Below are 17,457 nucleotides of genomic sequence, written 5' to 3'. Positions count from 1 at the left end.
CCCCACTTTCCTCCACCTATCTGACCTGGGCTTTTATAGGTCAATGAGACCGCAATGGGGTCAGATACTAGATTAGGTGGAGGGAAGTGGAGTACTGTGGTTGCTATCGGAGCCAATTGGGTTTCGAAAGGGGTGAGACGACATGTTCTTGGGCACTCATTTGCAGAAGCTCGACGACAAAGGTCGGCTCATCCTGCCCGCAAAGTTCCGGGAGGAGCTTTCGCCCGGTCTCGTACTGACCCGTGGACAGGAGAACTGCCTCACCCTGTTCCCCACCACGGAGTTCGAAGCCGAGCATGAGCGAATCCAGAACGCGCCGAAGACGAATAAGGAAGCCCGCGATTACCAGCGTGTGTTCCTGTCGGCGGCCTTTGCGGACCAACCGGACAAACAGGGACGCATCACGGTTCCGAACATATTGCGGCAGTACGCATCACTTGATCGGGAAGTGGCAGTGATCGGCATGGGCAACCGCGTCGAGATCTGGGACTCACCGACATGGGACAACTACCTGGTCGGCGCTCAGCAGGCATTCGCTGAACGTGAGAACGAGGTGATCCCCGGAGTGATCTGATTCTGCTCGGGTTTGATCCTTGCCCGCCGTGTTCGAGTTTCGGGGAACTTCCCCGTTTCCGAAGCTCGGCAGTCCTGACACACTTCCCCGGTGCCAGGGCAGCGGCGGACAAGGTTCTGGCTCCAGCGTTTCACCCCCACGACCACCACCCACGAAGGACTCACCTATGAACGACCAGCACGTACCGGTCCTCTTGGAGCGCGTGGTCGAGCTCATCGGAGTCGGGGTCCAGGCCGCCAGGGACAATGGCTACGCGCCGATCGTCGTGGACGGAACCCTGGGAATGGGCGGACATTCGGAAGCCATTCTCACCGCTTTCCCCGATGTGCACCTCATCGGAGTCGATCGCGACACCCAGGCCATCGACATCGCCACGAAGCGGCTCGCTCCCTTCGCCGACCGGACCGACATCGTCCATGCCGTCGATGACGAGATCCCAGAGATCCTTGACGACCTCGGCGTCGACCGCATCAGCGCGGTCCTCCTCGACCTCGGGGTCTCCTCCCTGCAGCTGGACGAGGACGAGCGTGGGTTCTCCTACTCCCGTCCGGCCCCCTTGGACATGAGGATGGATCGAACCCAGTCCCTCACCGCCGCCGAGGTGCTGGCCACCTATTCCGAAGCCGAACTGCGCCGCATTCTCCGTGAATACGGGGAAGAGAAGATGGCGGGCCGGATCGCGAACATCATCGTCACCGACCGTGAGACCACACCGTGGGAGACCTCGCAGCAGCTGGCAGCGATGCTCAGCCGAGTCCTTCCGCAGACGAAGAAGAAGTCTCACCCGGCAAAACGCACATTCCAGGCTCTGCGCATCGAGGTCAACGACGAACTCGGAGTGCTGCGGACCGCGCTCCCGGAGGCGCTGCAGGCACTCCACCTCGGGGGAGTGGCCGTGATCGAGTCCTACCAGTCCCTTGAGGACACGATTGTCAAGAAGATCTTCCGCGCCGGAACCACCACCTCGGCGCCGCCGGACATGCCGGTCGTTCCCGAAGAGCTCCAGCCGTGGCTGTCGGAGATCATCCGCGGTGCGGAACTGGCCGACAGCGACGAAGCCGACAGAAACCCTCGCGCCAAGAGCGTGCGATTGCGTGCAGTACAGAAGATCAGGGAGGCACAATCGTGAACAACGCCCAAGCCGCCGTCCGCCGCCCGCACCTCACCGAGCGCAGCCGCGTCGCAGGGGAGTCGAGCTCTCGGCTGACACCACCGAGCCTGAAGCTGCTGAAGTTCGAGCTGCCGAAGGCCCGAGTGCCGTTCTCGATGCTGTGCGTGGCGATCCTCGTCGCGACCCTCGTCGCGGTGCTGCTGCTCAACATCTTCATCTCCCACACCTCCTATCAGATCGACCAGCTCAACTCCGAGAAGGAGCAGCTGGCCGAGCAGAAGGACCGACTGGTCGAAGACAACTCCTACCGAGAGTCACCGCAGAACATCTCCATTGCGGCCGAAGAGCTCGGGCTGGTTCGTGACTCGTCGCCCGAATTCCTCGATGCGAAGACAGGGAAGATCATCGACGCCCCTCCGATCGACGTCAGCGGAGAAAAGAAGCCGACAGTTGTCCCCGGCCCGCGTGCCAATACCCGCGAAGACCTCCGTCCCAATCTACGATCGGATGAGAAGCTGCCAGTAGTCGGCGGCAGTCCCAGCAAGGACATCGCCCCACCGGCTCAGGACACTCCGAAATAAGGCGAGTCCGACAGCCATTCGCCGATCAGCAAGGACCAAGGACAGAGCAATGGGCCCACGAGCAACTCGGGTGAAGAAAAAAGGCGGACGAGGCAAACCGAATCTGCGCCTGCGGATGGCGCTGATCGCGAGCCTGTCCATCCTGGTTCTCCTCGTCACCTCGGGGCGCCTGATCTCGATCCAGGGCATGGATTCGATGAAACTGGCGGAGAAGGCTCTCTCCAACCGGCTCGTCACCAAAACCCTGCCGGCTTCGCGCGGACAGATCCTGGCCGCCGATGGCACAGTTCTCGCCGACAGCGTCTCCCGCTATCAGCTCGTCGTGGACCAGCAGAACGTGGCGCAGTACAAGGTGGACGGAAAGCTGGTCGGCGCCTGGGGTGCTGCTGAGGCTCTGGCCGCTCCACTCGACACCGACCCCGGTCTGCTGTACCCTAAGCTGGTCGGCGACAAACGCTGGAACCCTGTTGCGAAGGGACTGACCTCCGAGACCTGGCGCGAGGTGAAGGATCTCAACATCCTCGGCCTCTCCGCGGAGGAGTACGCAGTGCGCTCCTATCCGTCCGGCGCGGTGGCCGGGAACCTCGTGGGCTTCCTCAGCTCCGACGGCCAGCCTCAGGCTGGGCTTGAGATGGCCTACAACGAACAGCTGAGCGGGCGCGACGGTCAGCAGCAGTACGAGCGTGGTGCACGCGGTGAGATCATCCCGCTCGGGGACAACAACACCCGTGCCGCCGTCGACGGAAAAGGTCTGCAGACGACGATCGACCCGGCCCTGCAGTACTACGCCCAGCAGGCGATCGAGGAACAGCGCAAGAAGCACGAGGCAGAATCCGCGTCGATCGTGATCAAGGACATCAAAACCGGCAAGATCCTGACTGCCGCGGATGCCCCCAGCGTCGATCCGAACTCACCGGGCAAGGTCGACGGCGAGGACCGTGGGTCTCGCATCTTCACCGATGTCTTCGAGCCCGGTTCGACGGCCAAAATGGTCACGGCCGCCGCACTGCTCGACCAGGGACTGGTGACTCCGGAGCAGGAATTCACGGTGCCCGATAAGTGGAAGGCACCCAACGACGAAGAGTTCCGTGACTCCCACCCGCACCCAGACGAGAAGCTCACGTTCGCGGGGATCCTCTCCGAATCGTCGAACACCGGCACCATTCTGGCAGGAAACGCGCTCTCAGAAGAGCAGCGTTACGGCTACCTGAAGAAGTTCGGCTTCGGTACGCCGACAGGCGTCAAGTTCCCTGCACAGACCTCAGGCATCCTCCACCCCTATAAGGAGTGGGACGGTCGCACCAAATACACGGTGATGTTCGGCCAGGGTGTGGCCGCGAACGCTGTCCAGACCACCGATGTCATCGCGACCATCGCCAACGGCGGGGTGCACGTGCCCTCGACGCTCGTCGATGGAACGGTCTCTCCCTCAGGGAAGACGATCCCGAACCCGGCAGGTGAACCCGAGCGGGTCATCAGCAAGAAGGCCGCTGACCAGACACTGTCCATGCTCGAAGGCGTCGTCGCCAAGGGCACCGGCAAGTCGGCGCAGGTCTCCGGCTACCGGGTGGCGGGAAAGACAGGAACCGCGCAGGCTCCGGCAGCCGAAGGCGGCGGCTACGACGGCTACACAGCCTCGTTCGTCGGTGTCCTCCCCGCCGAGGACCCGCAGATCGCGATCTCGGTGACGTTGCAGCGGCCCCGAAACGGCTATTACGGTGGAAGTGCCGCGGCCCCGGTGTTCTCTGATGTCGCCGGCTTCACCATGCGTCACCTCAAGATCCCTCCATCGACCGAGGATCCCCAGCTACCCGCTCGAGAATGGAAATAATGCGTATCTCACAGCTGCTGCCGGCAGCCCCTGGAACAGTCCACGGAGATCCTGAACGCGAGGTCGGGGGAGTCTCCCACGATTCGCGCACCGTTTCCCCGGGTCAGCTGTACGCAGCGCTGCCGGGTGCGAACGTCCACGGAGCGAAGTTCGCACCGGATCTCATGGAGCGCGGGATCACCGCGATCCTCACCGATGCCGCCGGTTGGGACATGATCTCCGCTGCCGTTGACCCGCAGACCCTCGCCGAGGTGACCGGGCTGATCGTGGAACACCCCCGGTCGGTCCTGGGGTTCGTCTCGGCAGCCGTGTACGGCACCTCGGTGTCTCCACAGCTGATCGGTGTGACCGGAACCAATGGGAAGACGACGACGACCTACCTCGTCGACGGGATGCTTGAAGCCCTCGGACACCGCACCGGAGTCATCGGCACTGTGGCGACGCTCATCGCCGGCGTGAGAGAACCGAGCGTGCGTACGACCCCTGAAGCTCCCGAGCTGCATGCCCTGTTCGCGAAGATGCGCGCCGCTGACGTCGACACCTGTGCCATGGAGGTGTCCTCACATGCGCTGAGCCAGCACCGGGTCGACGGGGCTCACTTCGCGGTCTCGGGTTTCACGAACCTCTCCCAGGATCATCTCGACTTCCACAACTCCATGGACGAGTACTTCGACGTCAAGGCCCAGCTGTTCACTCGAACCTTCTCCGATGCCGCTGTCATCGTTGTCGAGGACAGGTGGGGCGAGAAGATGGTCGAAGCCGCTCAGGTGCCGGTGCGCACGCTGGGGCGAGACGACCGCAGCGAACTGCGGATCGAACACACTCCAGGCGTATCCGACTTCATCCTCCACCTCGGCGGATCCGCCGACGAGACCATCGCCCTGCGCTCTCCGCTGCCGGGGGACTTCAACGTCACGAACACCGCGCTGGCCGCGGCGATGCTGCTGGAAGCCGGAATCGCCGTCTCGGATCTCAACGCGATCGGACGCACCTTCAGTGCCTCAGTCCCAGGCCGGATGGAGATCATCGATGTCAGCGGCCCGCGTGCAGAAGGGCAGACGCATCCGGAACGCCTGCCCCGTGCGATCGTCGACTACTCCCACACGCCCGATGCGATCGAGAAGGCCCTGGCCTCGCTTCATGCCGACAGTGAGGAACTCGTCATCGTCTTCGGCGCAGGTGGTGACCGTGACAGGGGGAAGCGATATGGGATGGGTCAGGCCGCCGCTCGCGGGGCAGACGTGATCGTCCTCACCGATGACAACCCGCGCACCGAGGATCCGAACTTGATTCGAGCCGCCATCAGAGAAGGCATCGATGCAGAGATCTCAAACGGACGCGCGCGTGTGAAGAAAGTCATTGAAGTTGCCGAGAGGGGGTCCGCCATCGACGAGGCGATTGCCGCCGCTGAGGCCTCCACAACCGTGCTCATTGCAGGGAAGGGCCACGAAACCGGACAGTCCGCTGGCGGCGTTGTGACCGACTTCGACGACAGATCGAGGACACGCTCAGCGCTGTGCACGCGACTTGGCGGCGCACAAACAGGTAAAGTTCACAGTTGATATGAAGCGACTGAGTGCAGCCGAAATAGCAACCGCCGTCTCCGGCGAGTTGTACGGCGTTGACCCCGAGACCAAATTGTCCGCCGGAGTGGTAACCGATTCGAGAGAAGTCGGACCCGGCGATATCTACGTTGCCCGCCGAGGTGAATCCTTCGACGGCATCGAATTCGCAGCGGCAGCCGTCGAGGCCGGCGCAGCGCTGATCATCGGCGAATCCGTCCCCACCCTTGACGATGCGACGCTGCCCACCGTCCTCGTCTCCGATGCCACGGAGGCGCTGGGCCAGTTGGCCAAGTGCAATATCGAATCGCTGCGTGAGGCCGGTGAGATCACGGTCATCGCGATCACCGGCTCGGTCGGCAAGACGACGGTGAAGGATCTCGCCGCCGACCTGCTCGCCGGCGAGGACGAGACGGTATGGCCGCCCAACTCATACAACAACGAGGTCGGCGTGCCATTGACCGCGCTGCGGGCAGGGGAGACCACCCGCTTCCTCGTCCTCGAGATGGGTGCCCGATCCATCGGCAACCTGGCCTACCTCACCAGCCTGGTCCGCCCCGATATTGCGGTCGAACTCGCAGTCGGCACAGCCCACTCCGGCGTGTTCGGCTCGATCGAGAACACCGCGCGGGCCAAGGCCGAGCTCGTCGAGTCCCTGACAGCAGGATCCGTCGCGATCCTCAACGCCGATGACTCACGAGTGGCCGGGATGCGTGAGGTCCTCTCACCCGATGTCAGCACCCTGTGGTTCTCACAGCGTGAGTCACTGCCCGAATGGGTTGCGGACGAGGACTCGGTCGTGCGCGGAACTGGTGTCACCACCGACGCCTCGGGACACGCCACCTTCTCACTGAACCTGCCCGGTGAAGAGCCGCAGGACGTGCGCCTGGCCCTGATCGGCGAACACCATGTCGGCAACGCACTTGCCTCGGCCGCCATCGCCCACGCCTGCGGGGTGGGCATGAAGTCCATCGTGACCACACTCTCCACTTCCTCGGCCGCGAGCCGGTGGAGGATGGAGCTCATCGACTCCCCGTCCGGTGTGACCGTGCTCAACGACGCGTACAACGCGAACCCGGAATCAATGCGAGCCTCGTTGAAGACGCTGGCATCGATGGGCCGCGGCGACGAGGAGAGCCGACCACGGCGGACCTTCGCAGTCCTCGGTGAAATGCTCGAGCTCGGCGACGAATCGATCTCAGCCCACTCCGACATCGGAGAACTCGTCGTACGACTCAACATCACTCGCACCATCGTCGTCGGCGACGGAGCAAAGCCCATCTTCAATGCCGCGAACCTCGAAGGTTCATGGGGCAACGAAGCAGCCTGGGTTCCCACCGCTGCTGAGGCTAGGGACCTCCTGAACGCGGAACTGGCTCCGGGAGACATCGTCTTGTTCAAATCCTCCAGAGATGCCGGTCTGCGCTATCTTGGAGATGAAATCGCCGGTGTATCGGGGGGCCAATGATCGCCGTACTGCTTGCTGCCTGTCTGGCACTGATCTTCGCGCTGGTCGGCACACCGCTGTTCATCCGTGTTCTCGTCAAACGAGGCTACGGCCAGTTCGTCCGTGATGACGGCCCGACGTCGCATGCCACGAAGCGCGGCACACCGACCATGGGCGGCGTCGTCATCATCGGTGCCGCCATCCTCGCCTACCTTCTCGGGCACCTGTTCACAGGGTCGGTCCCGACGGCCTCCGGACTCCTCGTCCTCTGGCTTGCCGCCGGACTCGGCGTCGTCGGCTTCCTCGACGACTTCATCAAGATCAAGAGGCAGCGCTCACTGGGCCTGCGCCCGGTGCCGAAGCTGCTCGGCCAGGCCTTCGTCGGAATCTCCTTCGCAGTTCTGGCACTGCAGTTCCCGAACTCGTTCGGAGAGACGCCGGCATCGACGAAGGTGTCGTTCATCCGCGATACCAACCTCGATCTGGCTTTCGGGTCCGCGGTCCTCGGTCTCATCCTCTTCGTCATCTGGGCCAACCTCATCGTCACCGCGGTATCCAACGCAGTGAACCTCACCGACGGCCTCGACGGTCTGGCAGCCGGCGCCTCGGTGGTCGTCTTCGCCGCCTACGTCGTCATCGGCACCTGGCAGTCGACACAGAACTGCAACCTGATGACGGACGCCACCAACGCCTGCTACTACATGCGCGACCCACGTGATCTCGCGATGGTCGCCGGCGCTATGGCAGCCGCCTGCTTCGGCTTCCTGTGGTTCAACACCTCCCCGGCGAAGATCTTCATGGGCGACACCGGTTCTCTGGCCATCGGCGGCGCAATCGCCGGTCTCGCGATCATGTCGCGGACCGAACTTCTGCTCGTTGTCCTCGGCGGTCTCTTCGTCATCATCACCCTCTCCGTGATCATCCAGGTCGTGTCGTTCAAGACCACCGGGAAACGCGTGTTCCGAATGGCACCGCTCCAACATCACTTCGAACTCAAGGGATGGGCCGAAGTCACCATCGTGGTCCGGTTCTGGATCATCGCAGCGCTCTTCGTCATCGCCGGAATCTGCCTCTTCTACGCCGAATGGGTGTCTCGCGTTGGCTGAGAATCCCCGCACGGACTATCCGAACGCCGACGCGATCCCGGCCGCACTCGAGGGGCCGAGCTCGTCATTGGACGGCCTGCGGATCCTCGTCACCGGTCTCGGTGTGACGGGATTCCCTGCGGCGGTCCACCTCGGCGAACGTGGCGCAGACGTCATCGTCGTCGACGGTGATGAGCATGCCGATGTCAGCGAGAAGATCCAGATCCTCGAGGTCTTCGACGTCGACATCCGACGCGGAGAGCAGCACGTCACCTCGCTGCCCGAGGAAGCCCTCGATCTGGTTGTGACCTCCCCGGGCTGGCGGCCCGACCACCCGCTGCTTCTGGCCGCCGCCGAGGCGGGGGTGCCCGTGATCGGCGAAGTCGAGTTGGCATGGCGCATCCGCGGCACCAACGACGCCACCTGGTTGGCCATCACCGGCACCAACGGCAAGACCACGACCACGACGATGCTCGAATCGATGCTCGTGGCCAATGGCATGAAGGCCAAGGCGTGCGGAAACATCGGAGCACCGCTGCTCGAGGCCGTCCTCGAACCTGGCCTTGAGGTCCTGGCCATCGAACTCTCGAGCTTCCAGCTCCACTGGCAGTATTCGCTGAGCGCCGATGCCGCCGCCGTGCTCAATATCGCCCCCGATCATCTGGACTGGCACGGCAGCGCCGACGCCTACGTGGCCGCGAAGGCCAAGATCTACCATCAGGCGAAGACCGCGTGCATCTACAACGTCGCCGACGAGGTGACCCTGCACATGGTCGAAGAGGCCGACGTCGTCGACGGGGCTAAGGCCATCGGCTTCACCACAGGAATTCCGCGTCCGGGAGAGCTGGGCGTCGTCGAGGACATCCTCGTCGATCGTGCCTTCATCCCACAGCGCTACTCCTCGGCCGCCGAACTCGCATCCTTGGACGATGTGGCCGCGGCGACCGGAGTTCCCGGCCGTGCTCCAGCAGACCACCAGGTTGCGAACGCACTCGCTGCCGCTGCCCTGGCACGGAGCATCGGGGTACCTGGTCAGGCCATCTCTGAGGGACTGAAGAACCACTCACTTGGAGCCCACCGCATGGTCACCGTCGCGGAGAACAACGGGATCACCTGGGTCGATGATTCGAAGGCGACGAACACACACGCCGCCAATGCCTCGCTCGGCAGCTTCGACTCGATCGTCTGGATCGCCGGAGGACTGCCCAAAGGGGCGGACTTCACCTCTCTCTTCGCCGACCACGGACACCGGCTGCGCGCGCTTGTGCTCATCGGATCCGATGACTCAGCCTTCCGCGATGCCATCGCGGCGACCGCTCCCGATCTCGACGTGATCCGGATCGAGCCCGCACTCGCGGTGGACTCGGGCGTGCCTCGACGTCGCGGTGAAGCCGTGGTCGCTGCCGCAGTGGAAGCCGCTGCGGGCATCGCCACCTCCGGTGACACCGTGCTGTTGGCTCCTGCAGCAGCAAGCATGGACCAATTCCTCAACTACAACACTCGAGGTGAACTCTTCACTCAGGCTGTCCACGCACACCTGGGGAGCTGAGATGGGACGGCAGACAACCGCGAAGCCGCAGGCCAAGCGCAAGCCCCAGGCCGTGAAACCGCAGTCACAGCAGAAGTCGCAGTCACAGCAGAAGTCGCAGTCACAGCCTCAGCGGAAGCCTCGGTCCCAGCAGAAGTCGCTGTCGCAGTCGAAGCCCAAGCCGCTGTCACAGCAGGCGACTCAGTCGCAGCAGAAGTCGACAGCGAAGAAGTCTGTGGCCACGAAGTCGGCCGCGACGAAGCAGTCAGCGAAGAAACAGGCACCGAAGAAACACTCGCCGAAGAAGCCCGCCGGGGCCAGCGCCTCACGCACCCGGAAACAGGCGACGAGCGCTCACAGCCCTCAGGCGACCGATACAGAGAATCGACCCGGGACCGGTGCCGTACGGACCATGCTGTCGACTGTGCGCCGTGAGTTCGGGCGAGTCTCTGCCTACCCGCTCACGACCTACTATCTGATTCTCGTCTCGGTCCTCGCGCTGACGTCGCTCGGACTCGTCATGGTCCTCTCGGCGTCCTCCATCACCTCCTACGACGGGGGAGAGGGATCGTCCTTCGCCTACTTCAACAAGCAGGCGGGGTTCGTCGCGTTGGGCATCATCCTCATGGTCGCGGCCTCGTTTTTCCCGGTCCACGTGTGGCGGAAAGTGTCATGGTGGGCGCTGCTGCTCGGCGTGGGCATGCAGGCGTCCGTCTTCATCCCCGGACTCGGCAAGTCAACGAAGGGCAACGCCAACTGGATCCAGTTCGGCGGCTTCCAGCTGCAGCCCTCCGAATTCCTCAAGATTGCCCTGGCCGTGTGGCTGGGAGCCGTGCTGGCCAGCAAATATGGAAAGATGACGACCTTCGGCCACGCCATGATCCCCGTCGTCCCGGGCATCATCCTCGCTGTCGGCCTCGTCGTCGGCGGCAACGACCTCGGCACGGCCTTGGTGCTCATGGCCATGGCACTCGTGTGTCTGTTCATCGGCTTCTTCCCATGGAAGTACTTCCTTCTGCTCTTCGGCGGCTTGGCCGCTGTCGCCGCGTTCTTCGTCTTCAGTTCGGAGAACCGGCTCAATCGCATCACCGCGGCACTCACCGGCCACGCAGACCAGAGCGCCTCCGACATCACCGGCCAGGCCTGGCAGTCCAACCACGGACTGTTCTCATTGGCCTCCGGTGGTTGGCTGGGAGTGGGGCTCGGTGCCAGCCGAGAGAAATGGTCCTGGCTGCCCGAGGCTCACAACGACTTCATCTTCGCCATCATCGGCGAAGAACTCGGACTCCTCGGCTCACTGGCCGTGATCCTGATGTTCGTGGCCCTGGCCTGCGGAATGATTCGGGTCATCCTGCGCTCGAAGTCCAGATTCATCCAGATCACCACGGCCGGACTCTTCGCCTGGCTGATCGGCCAGGCCGCAATCAACATCGCTGTCGTGACCGGACTTCTGCCGGTCATCGGCCTGCCCCTGCCCTTCGTGTCCTATGGCGGATCCTCCATCGTCGCGTCTCTGCTCGCCGTCGGGGTGATACTGTCCTTCGCCAGAACAGAGGACGGTGCACCCGCCGCGATCAAGGTGCACAAAGATCGAGTGAGATCGTCGTTCGCCGTACTTGCCAGAAAGAGAAAGAAGTGAGATGACGAGCATTCTCCTTGCCGGTGGAGGCACCACCGGACACATATCGCCCATGCTGGCGATCGGCCGTGAGCTGCGTGCCAACCATCCCGAGTGGGACGTCTTCGCGCTGGGAACCGCAGACGGGCTCGAAGCCGACATCGTTCCGAAGGCCGGCTTCGAACTCCTCACGATCGACAAGGTTCCCATGCCGCGTTCGATCTCGCCCGCCGCGCTGAAGTTCCCCAAACGATTCGCCGCCAATATCTCCCACGTCAAGAAGATCATCGCCGAACGTGACGTCAAGGCAGTGGTCGGAGTCGGCGGGTATGTCTGCCCACCGGCGTTCATCGCAGCCAAACAGGCGAAGATCCCACTGCTCGTCCACGAAGCCAATGCGAAGCCCGGAATGGCGAACCGCCTCGGCGCGGCCCTGACGACGCAAGGTCTGGTCGGGGCCACCTTCCCCGACACGAAGCTGCGCAATTCGACGCTGGTCGGCATGCCGATGCCGACCGAGATCTCCTCGTTGGACCGCAGCGACTCCGCCCAACGACAGGCATGGCGGGCCGACCTCGGCCTGAGCGATGACAAACCCGTACTGGTCGTGACCGGTGGCTCCTCAGGCGCACAGCGCATCAACGACGCATTCCTCGCAGCAGCACCTCTGTGCCAGGAGGCCGGGGTCCAGGTCCTCCACATCACCGGAGCCGGTAAGGACGACGCCCTGCGGGAAGCCGCGGCCCAGCTGCCTGACTATCACGTCGTCGACTACGTCGACGGAATGCACAGAGCATACGCGGTCGCGGACCTGCTCGTGGCACGTTCGGGAGCCGCCACCGTCTCCGAAGCCACCGTGGTCGGGGTTCCCGCCCTCTACGTTCCCTTGGCCATCGGCAACGGTGAACAGCGCCTCAACGCAGCCGGAAGCGTCAAGGCCGGAGCCTCGCTGCTCGTCGACAATGCGGAATTCTCCCCGTCGACCGTGACCGATCAGATTCTGCCGCTGGTGAGCGACCAGGCCCGCCTGGATGCCATGAGCGCAGCGGCCCTCGATCTGCACTATCCGACCAACGCCGCCACCACCATGGCCACAATCGCAACCCGCGTTCTGAGAGGTTGAACATGTCAACACCTGAAATCGTCCCGGCCACAGAACTCGGTGCCGTCCACTTCATCGGAATCGGCGGTTCGGGCATGTCCGGGATCGCGCGGATCATGGTGATGAACGGCGTCGCAGTCTCCGGTTCCGATGCGAAGGGATCAGCAGGCGTCGACGTTCTGCGCACGCTGGGTGCCAGAGTCGAGATCGGACACTCGGCGGACAACCTCGGCGAGGCCGACACACTGGTCATCTCCTCAGCCATCCGCAAGGACAACCCCGAACTCGTCGAAGCCGAACGCAGGGGTCTGCGGATCCTGCACCGCTCGGGAGCCCTGGCCTCACTGATGGCGGGCAAACGGGCCGTGGCGGTGGCCGGAACCCATGGCAAGACCACGACAACCTCCATGACGACCGTCGCGCTGCAGGCATGCGGGCTCGACCCCTCGTTCGTCATCGGGGGAGTGCTGTCGACCACAGGCACCAACGCCCACCTGGGGACCGGAGACGTCTTCGTCGCAGAAGCCGACGAATCGGACGGCTCGTTCCTGCTCTACGAACCCACCATCGGCATCCTCACCAACGTCGAAGCGGACCACCTGGACTACTACGGGACTCCAGAGAAGGTGCGGGAGGCGTTCGTCGAATTCTGTGCTGGGATCGGTGCCGACGGCGGCACCGTCATCGCGTGCGCCGATGACCCGGGTTCGCTCGACGTAGCCCAACAGGCCCGGGCACAGGGAACGTCGGTCATCCTCTACGGCACCTCGGAGTCAGCCGATGTGCGCCTGCGTGAACTTCAATCGGGCCTGGTCTCGGAATTCGTTCTCGACGTCCCGGGACAGGCAGAGCCATTGCCGGTGGCGCTGCGGCAGCCGGGCACCCACAACGCCCTCAATGCGACGGCGGCGATCGCAGTCGCCCACAGCCTCGGTGCCGATGTGGCCAAGGCGGCCAGCGGTCTCGGAGGCTACGGAGGAACTCGACGCCGCTTCGAAGAGCGCGGAATCGCCGCGGGAGTCCGTGTCATCGACGACTATGCCCACCACCCGACAGAGCTGCGCGCCGTTCTCAGTGCGGCCCGCGGGGTCGTCACCGACGAAGGCCGGGTGTGGGCGATCTTCCAGCCGCACCTGTACTCACGCACGATGGAGTTCCGGACCGAATTCGGTGAGGCGCTCGGACTTGCCGACGAGGTGGTCGTCCTCGACGTGTTCCCCGCCCGGGAGGATCCGGTGCCAGGTGTCACCGGTGCGCTCATCGCCGATCGTGTCCCACACGAGAATGTGACCTTCGTCGAGTCATTCAGCGAAGCGGTGCCCTACGTGGCCGCACGGGTGCGTCCCGGCGATCTCGTGCTCACCCTCGGTGCCGGGGATGTGACGATCCTCGGTCCTGAGCTGCTCACCGCGCTGGAGGCCTGAACCCCGTGGTGCCTCTTCCCGAACCGCGCACCGACGACAACTCGACCGCGGACCTCACCGGGGTCATCCGTGCCCGCCGGAGACAGGTGTGGCGCTCCCGCCTGATTCTCATCGGCGCAGTCGCTGCGGTCCTCATCATCGTCGCTGTGCTCTGGTTCTCGCCCCTGCTGGCCTTGGACAAGGTCAGCGTCAAGGACAGTAACCTGGTCGACGGTGAGAAGGTCACTGAGGAGGTTCTCCGCACCGAGGGAGGGACACCGCTTCCCCAGGTCCGACCGGGAACCGTGGAGAAGAACGTGCTCAAGGAGTTCCCCCGCGCGAAGGAGGCCTCGGTGCACTACTCAGGTCCGCGCAGCCTGAGCATCGAAATCACCGACAGGGACCCGGTTCTGGCGATCACAACGAGTGACGGATACGAGCTCTTCGACGATGAGGCCGTGAACCTTGGCACCGTCAAGAAGGCGCCGAAGGGTGTGACCGTGCTCAAAGAGTCCGGGGGCGCACCCGATGAGAAGACGGTGGCCGCCGTGATCCGCTTCATGGCCGAGCTACCACCCAAGCTGCGCTCCGACCTGCACTCGATCCAGGCGAAGGATGAGAAGAACCTGTCAGGGGTCATCGACACCGGAAAGACGAAGGCGAAGGTGGTCTTCGGTGACGACTCGAGCGCCGGCCTGAAGATGCGCACCGCGCTGCAGCTGGCGGCCGACGGACGCACCGAGATCGACGTCTCCGTCCCCTCGGTGCCCGTGACGAACTGAAAACCGTCGATTCCGGAGCAGTTGCCTCTCATTGCCGCCGACACACCGGGGCTGAAGTTTGGCCGATGTCCGACACTCCGGCGAGAATGGTTGCAGTGGTGTTGCCCCGGACAATAGCCTCAGGGCAAAGAAGACTTTTCGAATTTGCACGCAGATGATGCGTGGACGATGCGCCGAAAGAGGAACCGACTTGGCTGAATTCCCAAATTCCGGAGCGGATATCAAGGTTGCCGGTACCGGCGGCGGCGGTGTCAACGCTGTTCAGAGGATGATCGACGTCGGTTTGCGCGGCGTGGAGTTCATCGCGATCAACACGGACGCCCAGGCACTCGTGCTCTCGGACGCAGATGTGAAGCTGGAGATCGGCCGCGACCAGACTCGCGGACTCGGTGCCGGTGCTGATCCGGAGATCGGCCGGAAGGCCGCAGACTCCAGCGAAGAAGCCATCCGCGACGCACTCGATGGTGCCGACATGGTCTTCGTCACCGCAGGCGAAGGCGGCGGAACCGGCACGGGCGCAGCCCCTGTCGTGGCTCGTGTCGCACGATCTCTGGGAGCACTGACGATCGGTGTCGTCACCCGCCCATTCACCTTCGAGGGACGTCGTCGTTCCGCGCAGGCCGAGGCAGGCATCGCGGCACTGCGCGAAGAGGTCGACACCCTCATCGTCATCCCCAACGACCGTCTGCTCTCCATCTCGGACCGCAGCGTCTCCGTCGTCGACGCGTTCCGTTCGGCCGATGAGGTCCTGCGCTCGGGTGTCCAGGGCATCACGGACCTGATCTCCGTCCCGGGACTTATCAACCTCGACTTCGCCGACGTGAAGTCGGTCATGCAGGACGCCGGAACCGCGCTCATGGGCATCGGAGCTGCGACCGGTGATGACCGTGCCGTCCAGGCCGCCGAATCCGCCATCGCCTCGCCTCTGCTCGAGGCCAGCATCGACGGCGCCCACGGCGTGCTGTTCTGCATCCAGGGCGGTGCCGACCTCGGCCTGTTCGAAGTCAACGAAGCTGCTCGTCTGGTGCAGGAGGCTGCACACCCCGAAGCCAACATCATCTTCGGTGCAGTCATCGATGACAACATCGGCGACGAATGCCGCGTCACGGTCATCGCCGCCGGATTCGACAACACGGTCGCCGGTCAGGATTCAGCCCCGGTCGAGGCTGCTCCTGCCTCGATCCCGATGGCGACGAATCCCTCGGACATCGAATCCGCACCGCCGGCAGAAGACGCCGAGCCCGCTGCACCAGCGGCAGCGGCCGAGCCTGAGCCTCGCAACGAGGATCATCAGATTCCGACCTCACTGCCCAACGAGCGCAGCTCATCGAGCTTCGACAACGACCTCGATATCCCGGATTTCCTGAAGTAACATGCTGCACTCGAGATTCGTCGTCCCCGGAAGGCTGAACGCACATGTGGCGTTCACCGACCGGCACGGCGGCTACTCGAGGGGAGATCTGTCATCATTCAACCTCGCACGACACGTCGGGGACGATGATGAGCTGGTCGCAGCGAACCGCGCAGCTCTGGCCCAGGTCCTCGGGCTGAGCGGAGAACGACTGAGCTTCGTGTCCCAGGTCCACGGGACCGACGTGCACACCGTCGAGTCACCGGAGCAGCTGCGGGAGGCTCCGGCGACGGCAGATGCGCAGGTCACCACCCGCGGTGGCATCGGCTTGGCCATCATGGTCGCAGACTGCACACCGATCATGCTCGCGGACCCGGACGTCGGAGTCATCGGCGCGATTCATGCCGGACGCCCCGGAATGGCCGCAGGCGTGGTGGCGGAGACGATCACCCATATGCGGGATCTGGGCGCTGCGAACATCCACGCGATCATCGGACCCTCTGTGTGCCCACGGTGCTACGAGGTCCCGGCCGCGATGAGGGACGAAGTCGCAGCGGTCGAACCAGTGGCCGCCTCGGTGTCGGTGACCGGAACCCCGGCACTTGACGTCGCCGGGGCAGTGGCCGAACAGCTGCGTCGGGCGGACGTGCACATCGATCATTTCTCCCGCACCTGCACCCGCGAGTCCGAGGACCTGTTCTCCTACCGCAGACACCAGAGCACAGGCAGATTCGCAGGCGTGGTCTGGCTCCAGGAAGAAAACCCCACGACACACCCATGAGACTCACCCGCCAGGCCGGTCTGTTGAGATAGTTTGGCGGCAGGCGAGGAAGTGCCGAAGGCCGAGGAGTGGAAAAATGTCAGCAATCAAGAAGACGCTGGAATACCTGGGTTTCGTCGAAGAAGAGGACGAGCCCATCGAACGTCGTGACCGCGAGGTCATCGACACCTACGAAGAGCCCGTCGACGATCATGTCGAGGAAGAAGAGGAACGGCCCTCCGCCCAGGTGACGCCGATCCATCCGTCACCGATTCGTCCAGTCGACTCTCCCGCGCCAGGAATCTCCATGAACCGCATTAAGACAATCCACCCCCGCAGCTACAACGACGCGATGGTGATCGGTGCCGCGTTCCGTGAGGGAACCCCGGTGATCATGAACCTGTCCGAAATGGACGAGAACAACTCAAAGCGCCTCGTCGACTTCTCCGCCGGCCTGATCTTCGGTCTGCACGGCTCGATCGAGCGTGTGACCAACAAGGTGTTTCTTCTCACCCCTGAGGACATCGAGGTCAGCGGCGAGAACGAGTCCGACCCCGACACCCAGGCGAGCTTCTTCAACCAGAGCTGAGACTGGTTCAACAGAACTGAGTCCCGTTCAAACAGAACTCAGATTCGTTCAACCAGAGTTGGGCACGTTCAACCGGAGCGGGGTTGCGTCAACTCAGACGCAGCCTCATCGACCAGAACTGAACCTCGCGAAC

Annotated in this window: 15 protein-coding genes; all 15 read left to right on the top strand. The window is 63.7% G+C overall.

What is annotated here, in order from left to right; genetic code table 11:
- Nucleotides 1-142: 142 nt before the first annotated feature.
- The 15 genes from mraZ (at nt 143) to BAUR9175_RS01235 (ending at nt 17,324) form a co-directional block, all read left to right on the top strand.
- Complete coding sequence (mraZ, locus tag BAUR9175_RS01305) at nt 143-574, top strand: division/cell wall cluster transcriptional repressor MraZ (protein ID WP_009883133.1); 432 nt, start codon at nt 143-145, stop codon at nt 572-574.
- 166 nt (nt 575-740) lie between these two features.
- Nucleotides 741-1,703, top strand: coding sequence for a 16S rRNA (cytosine(1402)-N(4))-methyltransferase RsmH (gene rsmH, locus BAUR9175_RS01300; protein WP_101582711.1), 963 nt, complete (start codon nt 741-743; stop codon nt 1,701-1,703).
- Nucleotides 1,700-2,266: a cell division protein FtsL gene (gene ftsL / locus BAUR9175_RS01295; protein WP_009883135.1), complete on the top strand. Its 567-nt coding sequence runs from the start codon at nt 1,700-1,702 to the stop codon at nt 2,264-2,266. Before rsmH ends, ftsL begins: the two co-directional genes overlap by 4 nt.
- 49 nt (nt 2,267-2,315) lie before the next feature.
- Nucleotides 2,316-4,097 (top strand): peptidoglycan D,D-transpeptidase FtsI family protein, encoded by a 1,782-nt coding sequence (locus tag BAUR9175_RS01290; RefSeq protein ID WP_009883137.1) that lies wholly within the window; start codon nt 2,316-2,318, stop codon nt 4,095-4,097.
- Entirely contained in the window at nt 4,097-5,659 is a 1,563-nt protein-coding gene (locus tag BAUR9175_RS01285) for a UDP-N-acetylmuramoyl-L-alanyl-D-glutamate--2,6-diaminopimelate ligase (RefSeq protein ID WP_009883141.1), read from the top strand. Before BAUR9175_RS01290 ends, BAUR9175_RS01285 begins: the two co-directional genes overlap by 1 nt.
- A gap of 1 nt (nt 5,660) precedes the next feature.
- On the top strand, nt 5,661-7,127 hold the full coding sequence (locus BAUR9175_RS01280) for a UDP-N-acetylmuramoyl-tripeptide--D-alanyl-D-alanine ligase (RefSeq protein WP_101582709.1): 1,467 nt from the start codon (nt 5,661-5,663) through the stop codon (nt 7,125-7,127).
- A complete protein-coding gene (gene mraY, locus BAUR9175_RS01275) occupies nt 7,124-8,212 on the top strand; it encodes a phospho-N-acetylmuramoyl-pentapeptide-transferase (RefSeq protein ID WP_096147018.1) in 1,089 nt (362 codons plus the stop codon). Before BAUR9175_RS01280 ends, mraY begins: the two co-directional genes overlap by 4 nt.
- Nucleotides 8,205-9,740: a UDP-N-acetylmuramoyl-L-alanine--D-glutamate ligase gene (gene murD / locus BAUR9175_RS01270; RefSeq protein ID WP_101582707.1), complete on the top strand. Its 1,536-nt coding sequence runs from the start codon at nt 8,205-8,207 to the stop codon at nt 9,738-9,740. Before mraY ends, murD begins: the two co-directional genes overlap by 8 nt.
- A gap of 1 nt (nt 9,741) precedes the next feature.
- A complete protein-coding gene (ftsW, locus tag BAUR9175_RS01265) occupies nt 9,742-11,358 on the top strand; it encodes a putative lipid II flippase FtsW (protein WP_096158823.1) in 1,617 nt (538 codons plus the stop codon).
- 1 nt (nt 11,359) lies between these two features.
- Entirely contained in the window at nt 11,360-12,460 is a 1,101-nt protein-coding gene (locus tag BAUR9175_RS01260; protein ID WP_101582704.1) for a UDP-N-acetylglucosamine--N-acetylmuramyl-(pentapeptide) pyrophosphoryl-undecaprenol N-acetylglucosamine transferase, read from the top strand.
- 2 nt (nt 12,461-12,462) lie between these two features.
- Entirely contained in the window at nt 12,463-13,863 is a 1,401-nt protein-coding gene (gene murC, locus BAUR9175_RS01255; RefSeq protein ID WP_096158821.1) for a UDP-N-acetylmuramate--L-alanine ligase, read from the top strand.
- A gap of 5 nt (nt 13,864-13,868) precedes the next feature.
- Nucleotides 13,869-14,624 carry a cell division protein FtsQ/DivIB gene (locus tag BAUR9175_RS01250; RefSeq protein ID WP_069600307.1) on the top strand — a complete coding sequence of 252 codons (756 nt, stop codon included), beginning with the start codon at nt 13,869-13,871 and terminating at the stop codon, nt 14,622-14,624.
- Between the two features lie 190 nt (nt 14,625-14,814).
- Nucleotides 14,815-15,996 carry a cell division protein FtsZ gene (ftsZ, locus tag BAUR9175_RS01245; RefSeq protein WP_009883149.1) on the top strand — a complete coding sequence of 394 codons (1,182 nt, stop codon included), beginning with the start codon at nt 14,815-14,817 and terminating at the stop codon, nt 15,994-15,996.
- Nucleotide 15,997: 1 nt separating this feature from the next.
- Nucleotides 15,998-16,756: a peptidoglycan editing factor PgeF gene (pgeF, locus tag BAUR9175_RS01240; RefSeq protein ID WP_069600306.1), complete on the top strand. Its 759-nt coding sequence runs from the start codon at nt 15,998-16,000 to the stop codon at nt 16,754-16,756.
- Between the two features lie 76 nt (nt 16,757-16,832).
- Nucleotides 16,833-17,324: a cell division protein SepF gene (locus BAUR9175_RS01235; protein WP_009884374.1), complete on the top strand. Its 492-nt coding sequence runs from the start codon at nt 16,833-16,835 to the stop codon at nt 17,322-17,324.
- The last annotated feature ends 133 nt before the right edge of the window (nt 17,325-17,457 follow it).

The sequence above is a fragment of the Brevibacterium aurantiacum genome, assembly GCF_900169065.1.
GTDB lineage: Bacteria > Actinomycetota > Actinomycetes > Actinomycetales > Brevibacteriaceae > Brevibacterium > Brevibacterium aurantiacum.
The sequence above is the reverse complement of the archived record's forward strand: the minus strand, read 5'-3'. Positions and strand labels throughout refer to the sequence as shown.

What these genes read in the sequence shown, in the direction of transcription:
- mraZ (WP_009883133.1), top strand. Translation starts at nt 143, where the DNA reads ATGTTCTTGGGCACTCATTTGCAGAAGCTCGACGACAAAGGTCGGCTC.
- rsmH (WP_101582711.1), top strand. Translation starts at nt 741, where the DNA reads ATGAACGACCAGCACGTACCGGTCCTCTTGGAGCGCGTGGTCGAGCTC.
- BAUR9175_RS01290 (WP_009883137.1), top strand. Translation starts at nt 2,316, where the DNA reads ATGGGCCCACGAGCAACTCGGGTGAAGAAAAAAGGCGGACGAGGCAAA.
- BAUR9175_RS01285 (WP_009883141.1), top strand. Translation starts at nt 4,097, where the DNA reads ATGCGTATCTCACAGCTGCTGCCGGCAGCCCCTGGAACAGTCCACGGA.
- BAUR9175_RS01280 (WP_101582709.1), top strand. Translation starts at nt 5,661, where the DNA reads ATGAAGCGACTGAGTGCAGCCGAAATAGCAACCGCCGTCTCCGGCGAG.
- mraY (WP_096147018.1), top strand. Translation starts at nt 7,124, where the DNA reads ATGATCGCCGTACTGCTTGCTGCCTGTCTGGCACTGATCTTCGCGCTG.
- ftsW (WP_096158823.1), top strand. Translation starts at nt 9,742, where the DNA reads ATGGGACGGCAGACAACCGCGAAGCCGCAGGCCAAGCGCAAGCCCCAG.
- BAUR9175_RS01260 (WP_101582704.1), top strand. Translation starts at nt 11,360, where the DNA reads ATGACGAGCATTCTCCTTGCCGGTGGAGGCACCACCGGACACATATCG.
- murC (WP_096158821.1), top strand. Translation starts at nt 12,463, where the DNA reads ATGTCAACACCTGAAATCGTCCCGGCCACAGAACTCGGTGCCGTCCAC.
- pgeF (WP_069600306.1), top strand. Translation starts at nt 15,998, where the DNA reads ATGCTGCACTCGAGATTCGTCGTCCCCGGAAGGCTGAACGCACATGTG.
- BAUR9175_RS01235 (WP_009884374.1), top strand. Translation starts at nt 16,833, where the DNA reads ATGTCAGCAATCAAGAAGACGCTGGAATACCTGGGTTTCGTCGAAGAA.